Below are 7,692 nucleotides of genomic sequence, written 5' to 3' on the forward strand. Positions count from 1 at the left end.
GGCGGAGGGACGGCGGCACGGGGTTTTCCCTGTACTCCACGTACGCGGCCTGTCGGCCACACAGCGAGACGCCCGGGTCTCTTCATGCGTCAAAAGTGATGACCGGCCGGCGGCGCAATCCCGAGACACGGCACCGCCCGCCTGCGATCAGAACGGATCTACGACCGTCGCGTCCGAGCGAAGATACCCCCGGCGGGTCAGTCCACTTGGCTCAGGAGCGGGGTGTTGCCCGGACTTTCCGATCGCACGGAGCACGGCTGGAGGAACGCCTACGCCGAAAGTGGCCCCCTTGGCCGAACGCGTCGAGCACGGAATGCCTCGCCTCGCGGTGCGCCACACTGCCGGGAGAGCCTCGCCCGATTCGTCCGGCCCGCCGTGGTCGGCATACCTGCTTGCGCGCTGAACGCACCTGTTCGCCGGTCTTCCGCACATGCTTGTCGAGGGCACGCGCTTCCCGGGCTTTTCACCGAGTGATCAGATCATCGGCCGGACGCGTCCTCGAAGGGCTCGGCGGCCCGGAGGAGTTCCTTCGGGAGGTACGCGGAGTCGACGCGGATGTCCCAGCCGCGGCGGCGGGCGTGGCAGGCCAGTGCGAGCGCGTCGAGGTTGACGGCGGCGTCCGGGTCGTCGGCCCGGTCGGCGACCTGGTAGTGGGCGCGGTGGGTTTCGAGCGCGTCGGCCAGGGCCAGGTTGAAGCTTTCGGCGTCGCCTTCCACCAGCTGGGACAGCAGGACGGCCGGCGGCATCGCCCAGCCCCACTCCCTGGCCTTCTCGGCCTGCCGCAGAGCCCGCTCGGCCGCCGCTTCGGGGGCCGTCCCCGTCAAGTAGGCGTGCAGGGCCTCGCGGTAGGCGCTGAACGCGGAGCCGTCCGGGGCGGCGAACGTCGGGCCGGTGAGGACGAGAGGGGCGAGGTCCTCCCGTGAGCCGGTGATGAGGGCGAAGGCCGTGGCCGTGTGCCAGGGGCCGGGCCCGGCCTTCTCGTCGCGCTGGGCCCGGTAGCGCAGGGGGCGGCCGTCGATGGCGACCTCGACGTCGGTCCCCGGCTCGGCCAGCGCGATGCGGAACAGTGCCGCCCCCATCTGCGAGGCCAGGCGGACGTTCCGGAGCTGGTCGTCCGTGGCCCCCTCCGACACACCCGAGCGCCATTTGAACAGGCGTTCCTGGTCGCCCATGGCCCGGCCGAGCCGCCAGACCGCGTGGGGCTCGCCGCCGCCGGTGGCGAGGAGGTCCGCGACGTGCTCCTCGTACAGGGTCTCGGCCTGCAGGTGCACCGTCCACTCGAAGGACGGCCGCTCCACCGTCAGGGGGCCGGCGGCGAGCGCGGCCACCGCGTCGGGCCGCCGGTTCCGGCCGAACCCGGCCACCCGCGGACTCCGCGGCTCGAAGCCGGTGACCAGCGCGTGCGGAAGGTAGTCGGTCCGGACGGCCGGGGACCAGCCCAGGGTGCGGTACGCGAGCGCGGCGAGGGCCAGGGGGACGAGCGGGAGGAGGCTGGCGGGGGTGGCGGAGGCGCTGTGCAGCGCCGCGTGCCGGGTCAGGATGTCGGCCAGCGCGGCGTCGAAGGCGTCCCGGTCCTCGGCGACCAGGGCACGCAACGCGTACAGCGCGGCGCTGCCCGGCCTCTCCAGCAGGGACTCGCCGGTCTCCTCCGCGCGGGCACGGACACGGTCCAGGGCGGCGTCGAGGGCGGAGAGCTTGGCCTCGGCGCTCGGCGGGCAGTCGTCCTCGTCGCCGGTGTCGTCCAGAACCACGGCCATCAGCCCGGTGGCGAGTTCGCCCGCCGGGGTGCCCCGGGTCTGCTCGACGAACTTGTCCCGTGCGAAGCGGAACGCCTCTCCGTGCCGGGCGGCCCGGTCTCTGAGGACCGCCAGGCAGAGGGCGTCGGTCCACTCCCCCGCCGTGACGCTCTCCTCGGGGGCGTCCTCGCCCCGGTCGTAGCTCATGCCGAAGTTGACGTAGTCCAGGAAGACCTGGAAGCCGCAGTGGGGGTGGTAGGCCGCGTAGGCGACGGCACCCGCCGCGGCCTCGGAGGCGTCCTTGAGAACGGCCTCGGCCTCCGGTGTGTCCAGGTCGGGCGTCTCGACCGAGAGGGCGCCCAGGTACTCCAGGAACTCGTCCGCGATCGACCGCCATGCGTAGGTGGTCATCCGGTCGGCCCTCGACAGGGAGCGCACCCGGCTTCCGATCCGGTCGGTGAAGTCCTCGCGGGCCGCCGACACGGCGGCCCGGGACACCTGATGACGTTCTACGCGCATGAACCCTGCCCCGCTTCTTGATCGGACCTGGGGACAGCCTAGGGAATGCCTCCGCACTCCCGCCCGGGAGGCGTTCGCGCATGCCGGCGCGGCCGCAGCCGCGCCGGCGGGAGGTGAGGACCGGTGCCTCGGCCGGGCGAGCCGCGGGAGCGGTGCTGCTACTCGTACCGGTACTTCAGCGATTCCGCCTCCACGCGCTCGATGTCGGCGATCGTCAGCTCCGGCATCCTCAACTGGGCCAGCGTCACCTCGGCCGAGGTCGGCTGGGCGTCCGCCGGCAGCCACTGCTCCGGCTTCCAGGCGCCGCTGCGCATGAGCGACTTGGGGCAGTGCGGGTAGACCTCCTCGATCCCGACCACCAGCGCGCCGGCCGGGGGCTTGCCCACGGCGGTCAGCTGCGCGAGCAGTTCCGGGCGGGTGGAGACGCAGGCACGGCCGTTCACCCTGAGCGTCGTGGTGCGCCCGGGGATGAGGAAGAGCAGGCCGGCCCGTCCGGTGGTGATGATGTTCTGCATGGTGTCCAGGCGCTTGTTGCCGGTCGCGTCCGGGATCACCACGGTCCGCGAGTCCAGGACGCTGACGAAACCGGCGGGGCCGCCGCGCGGTGAGACGTCGCAGTTGCCCCCGGCGTCCACGCTGGAGACCAGGACCAGCGAGGAACATCGGATCAACTGCCGGGTCTGCTCGGTGAGTTCGGTCATCTGCTTGCGCACGGCCGCGGCGCCGGGCAGCGCGTACGCCCGGCGCAGCTCCTCGTGGTCGGACACGGCGTCGAGACGGAGCGAGTCGAAGGCGCTGCCGGCCGGGGATGTCGTCATGCGTTCGACCCTAGCGAGCCGTCCGGGGCCCGCGCCGGTGCGGGTGCGCGCGGGGCCCGCGCCGGTCGGCTCAGACGCCGGCCGCGGGCGCGCTCACCCTCGGCACGACGACGGGGGCGCCGTCCGAGGCCGCGGTGAGGATCTCCGCCTCGATGCCGTACAGCTCCCGCACCAGCGCGGCGTCCACGGTCGTGCGGGGCGGGCCGGAGGCGACGATCCGGCCGTCGCGCATGGCGACCAGGGTGTCGGCGTACCGGGCCGCCGCGGCGAGGTCGTGCACGACCATGACGATGGTGCGGCCCTGCGCGGCCACCTCGCGGACCAGGTCCAGGACCTCCACGGCGTGGCCGATGTCGAGGGCGCTGGTGGGCTCGTCGAGCAGGACCACGGGGGTCTCCTGGGCGAGGGCCATGGCGAGCCAGCAGCGCTGGCGCTGGCCGCCGGAGAGCTGGTCGAGGCGGCGTCCGGCCAGCGCGGCGGTCCCGGTGGCCTCCAGGGCGCGGGCGACGGCCTCCTCGTCCCGGTGGGACCACTGGCGGAACAGGCCCTGGTGCGGGTGGCGTCCGTACCGTACGAGTCCGGCCACGGTGACCGCTTCGGGGGCCTGCGGGGCCTGGGGCAGCAGGGCGATGCGGTGGGCGGCGTCGCGCTGGCGCAGTCGCCAGACATCGGCGCCGCCGACGAGGACGGCGCCGGAGCGGGGCTGGTGGAGGCGGGCCATGGAGCGCAGGAGGGTCGACTTGCCGCAGCCGTTGGGGCCGACGATCGCCACGACCTGTCCGGAGGGGACCGTCAGATCGACCCGATCGACGGCGGTGTGACCGGCGTATCCAGCGGTGAGCTGTTCGACACGGATTTCCACGGAGACCGGCCTTTCCGGAGGACTTGGGCACCACTGCGCCCGGTGCAGCTAAAGTAAGGCTAACCTTAGCTCGCTCACGAGCCGATGGGCGCATCCCTGCGCCCGTACGGCCGTCGCCGCTTCATGTCCCGTTGAACCCGGAGCCCTTGATGAACCTGCACCGTCGTCCCGCCCGCACCGCCGCCCGGAGAGCGGCGCACGCCGTCGCCGCCCTCGGCGCCGCCACCCTGCTCCTGACGGCCTGCGGATCGGACTCCGACTCGGGCGCCTCCGCCGGGGGGAAGGCCGGCAAGGCCGACTCCGCCTCCTCCGCGACCCGTACGGTCAAGGACGCCACCGGCAAGGCGGTGGAGATCCCGGCGGAGCCGAAGCGCATCGTCACCCTCACCCAGGAGGACCTGGACGCCGTCCTGGCGCTGGACATCAAGCCGGTCGGCATCACCAACGGGCAGGGGCTGGACAAGCCTCCGGCCTACCTGGCCGACAAGGTCGAGGGCGTCGATGTCGTCGGCAACCTGCTCCAGCCGGTCATGGACAAGGTCGTCGCCGCGAAGCCGGACCTGATCCTCGCCGGTGACATGCAGGACGAGCAGGTGCTCGAACAGCTGCGGGAGATCACCCCGGCCACGCTGGTGACGATGGCCCCGACCGACGACTGGAAGCTGTTCTTCCGGGGCGTGGGCAACGCCGTCAACAAGCTGGACGAGGCCAACGAGTTCATCACCGGCCACGAGGCCGCCGCCAAGGCCGCCGGTGAGAAGCTCGGCGCGAACAAGGGCGCCGAGGTCTCCATCGTCCGCTGGAACCCGGACGGGCCGAGCTGGATGGAGAACAAGCAGTTCGCCAGCGGCGTCGCCCTGGAGATGGGGCTGAAGCGGCCCGCGTCCCAGAACAAGGACGGCAACGCGCACACGCCGTCGCTGAGCCTGGAGAAGATCGACGAGATCGACGGCGACTGGCTCTTCATGTCCACGCTGACCTCGGACGGCGAGAAGGCGCTCAAGGACGTCCAGTCCAAGCCCGCCTACAAGGAGCTGGACGCCGTCAAGAACGGCCACGCGGTGACGGTCGACGGCTCGGTGTGGTCCACGCGCGGCGGTCCGCTCGCGGCGGACGTCGTCCTGAACGACTACGTCGAGGCGCTCTCGGCCGAGTGACCTCCGGGTGAGGCGCGGTGCCGTGCGGCCCGGACCGGGAGCCCCCGGTGAGGCACTGTCACGGCTTCAGTTTGTCGGCCTCCCGGACCTCGTGCAGGTGGATGAGGACGTCGAAGGATGCGGCGAGCGCGACGTCGCGCGGCTCGGCGGGGAACTGGGTACCGAGGCTGAGCGTGGGACGGGCAGTGTTCAGCCAGGCGCGCGCGGCGGCCGGGGCGCGCCGGACGTCGAGGTAGAAGTCCCGGTACCTGATGCGGTCGAGGGTGTGCTCGTTCCTGCCGGGGCCGGCGGCACCGACGGTGAACTTCTTCCATTCGCCGCCGAGGGCGGTGTCCTTGGACAGGAAGGAGCCCTGATTGAAAGTGAAGCCGATAGGGAGATAATTCCTACCCAAAGTGTCGCGCAGGAATGAACCCTGCGTCTTGGGATACATCTTGGGGTCGGCGGCGAGGTAGCCGACATGTTCGTTGTGCGCCGACAGGAGCACCTTGCCGCCGATCTGCCGCTGCCACCAGGTGACGTTGTCGGCCATCACCTTGTCGCGGAAGCGCTGCGAGGTCGCCACCGATTCCGGGTCGGTTACGTCCATGGTGAGGAATTCGGCGGTCTGGGCGATCGACCGAGCGTTCTGCTCGGCCCATACGAAATCTTCATCGCCGGAGTCCTCCCGGCTGCTGACCAGTTCCAGGGCTTGGTGCGCCTTGGCGGCGAGTTCCTGCCGTTCCGCGAGGGGCTTGCCCAAGTACGCGAAGGCGTCGTCGATCGGGCGCAGACCCGCGTAGAGCTCGTTGAGCTGGGGGAGCGCCTCGGGGCGGTTGCGCTGTACGTACCCGGTGACCCGGGCGAAGAACGCGTCACTCAGTGTGGGAGCGCTGACGTCGTTGCCCATGAAATGGACGGTGCGGCTCGGGTGGCGGCGATTGTGATCCCGCATCCACCCGATAAGGCTCACGAATTCCTCCCGCTCCCAGGGGGAACCGCCCAGAGCCTCCTTGGCGATCTTGCGCACGTCCCCCTTTCCGCTCTGGAGGTATTCTTCGACCTGGAGCCCAGAGGCCCAGCCCATCTCCAGGGAGAAGGTCGTGAAGCCCTTCTTCTCCACGAGGTGACGGAAGACCCGCTCTTTCATGGTGAAGAACTCGTGGGATCCGTGGGTGGCCTCGCCGAGACCCACCACCTTGGCGTTGCCGATCATGGAGGACAAGGCCCGCAGGTCTGCTGTGCTGCCCCCGGGCTCGATCGAGCGCAGCGGGTGCGCGGCCGACTCTAGCGCGCGTACCTCGCTGCGGGCTTCCCCGCCCGCGGGGGACTTGTCGGCGGTGGCCGCATTGACCGCCGCGGGAGTGAAGAGTGCTCCCGCCGCGATCGCCGCTGAGGCGAGGAGTACCCGGCGGCTGACGCGCTTCTTATGAGTGGCCATCTGATTCGGTCCTTCGATCATGGCGTATGAGGTCTTCGGGGAAGGCCCGCGACAAACGCTGAAGCCATGCCCCACACGCTCTCGGGAAGTTCCCCTTCAGCACATCACCGAAATACGCGGAAACCGTACGAGCGTGGGACGAGAAGCAGTACGGGGCCCTGGGCCCGGTCGCCCGCCGGACCGGGGCCCTGGTCCTGGTCCGGTCTCGGCCCTGCGACTGAGCCGGGTGGCGTGGCACGCGGCGACAATGGCACCAGCGGGATCGATGCCGTCCGGACCGTTCGGCATCGCGGCGAAGGACGACCAGGGAGGGGCCGGCATGGCGACGTGGTACAGCGCTCCGCCCTCGCGCCCGGGCTGCGCGCGCCTCTTTCCGGCGGGAGCCGGCTCTTTGCCGTGGTCCCGTAACGATGTCCTGCTGGCCGGCGGTGCCGCTGTGGTGGATCTCGTCGGGTACCGCGCGTTCTCACAGGTCGCGGGTGTGCCCGTATCGACTGTCGGCATCCTGCTGGTGACCGTCTCGGCGCTACCGCTGCTGGTGAGGCGACGCCTTCCGCTCACCGTCATGGCCGTCAGCCTGGTGCTCGGCGCGCTGCTGAACCTGACGACGTCCGTGAGCCATCACTTCGGCGCCGCCCTCGCGGTCGCCCTCTACTCTGCTGCACGAACCGGCCGTCCGTGGGTGACTGCAGGCCTGGCGACCGGAGCGGCCGGGGTCATCCTGCTCTCCCCTGGCCTCGCCGCCCCGCGCGGGTTTTCGGCAAGCCGCTGCCCGGCAACCGCAACGACTGCCGGGCCTGGGAAGACTCCGGCACGAAGGCCGCTGTCGAGGCCACCTCAGAGAACGAAGAACTGCCGGCCTGGAAGGAGGGCCACAACGCCTCCCACCGCAAGGTCCGCGCCCGCGTCGAGCACGCCTTCGCCCGCATGAAGAGCTGGAAGATCCTCCGTGACTGCCGCCTGAAAGGTGACGGCGTCCACCACGCGATGCTCGGCATCGCCCGCCTCCACAACCTCACCCTCACCGGATGAAAGGCAAACAAGCAGGTCATCCTGCATGCCTCAGATCATTTACGGGACAACCTCTAAAGCGTGTTGCAGAAGGCTGTGAGTGGGCAGGCGAAGCTGTCGGCCGGGGCCTTGTTGATCATGCGGCCAGGGCGTGGTTGTGCAGTGTGGC

Annotated in this window: 5 protein-coding genes and 1 pseudogene; 2 read left to right on the forward strand and 4 right to left on the reverse strand. The window is 70.8% G+C overall.

Annotated features, from left to right (window positions below; all coding sequences use genetic code 11):
• Window positions 1-479 precede the first annotated feature (479 nt).
• The 3 genes from ACH4K1_RS31220 to ACH4K1_RS31230 form a co-directional block, all read right to left on the reverse strand.
• Window positions 480-2,255, reverse strand: a complete 1,776-nt coding sequence (locus tag ACH4K1_RS31220) for an Imm49 family immunity protein (protein ID WP_398092896.1) — start codon at window positions 2,253-2,255, stop codon at window positions 480-482.
• Window positions 2,256-2,413: 158 nt separating this feature from the next.
• Window positions 2,414-3,073, reverse strand: a complete 660-nt coding sequence (locus ACH4K1_RS31225; protein WP_398092897.1) for an MSMEG_1061 family FMN-dependent PPOX-type flavoprotein — start codon at window positions 3,071-3,073, stop codon at window positions 2,414-2,416.
• 70 nt (window positions 3,074-3,143) lie between these two features.
• Entirely contained in the window at window positions 3,144-3,935 is a 792-nt protein-coding gene (locus ACH4K1_RS31230) for an ABC transporter ATP-binding protein (RefSeq protein ID WP_398092898.1), read from the reverse strand.
• A 149-nt stretch (window positions 3,936-4,084) separates the two neighbouring features.
• Between ACH4K1_RS31230 and ACH4K1_RS31235 the strand changes: the two genes are divergently transcribed.
• Window positions 4,085-5,092, forward strand: a complete 1,008-nt coding sequence (locus tag ACH4K1_RS31235) for an ABC transporter substrate-binding protein (RefSeq protein WP_398092899.1) — start codon at window positions 4,085-4,087, stop codon at window positions 5,090-5,092.
• A gap of 58 nt (window positions 5,093-5,150) precedes the next feature.
• Here the strand turns inward: ACH4K1_RS31235 and ACH4K1_RS31240 are convergent, their stop codons facing one another.
• The gene (locus ACH4K1_RS31240; protein WP_398092900.1) at window positions 5,151-6,512 is read right to left on the reverse strand and encodes an erythromycin esterase family protein; all 1,362 of its coding nucleotides are present in this window, start codon (window positions 6,510-6,512) and stop codon (window positions 5,151-5,153) included.
• Between the two features lie 759 nt (window positions 6,513-7,271).
• On the opposite strand from ACH4K1_RS31240, the pseudogene ACH4K1_RS31245 reads away from it, so the two are divergent.
• Window positions 7,272-7,544 (forward strand): annotated as a pseudogene (locus ACH4K1_RS31245) (transposase); the annotation flags it as partial.
• Between the last annotated feature and the right edge of the window lie 148 nt (window positions 7,545-7,692).

The sequence above is a fragment of the Streptomyces sp. NPDC017448 genome, assembly GCF_044330565.1.
Taxonomy (GTDB): Bacteria; Actinomycetota; Actinomycetes; order Streptomycetales; family Streptomycetaceae; genus Streptomyces.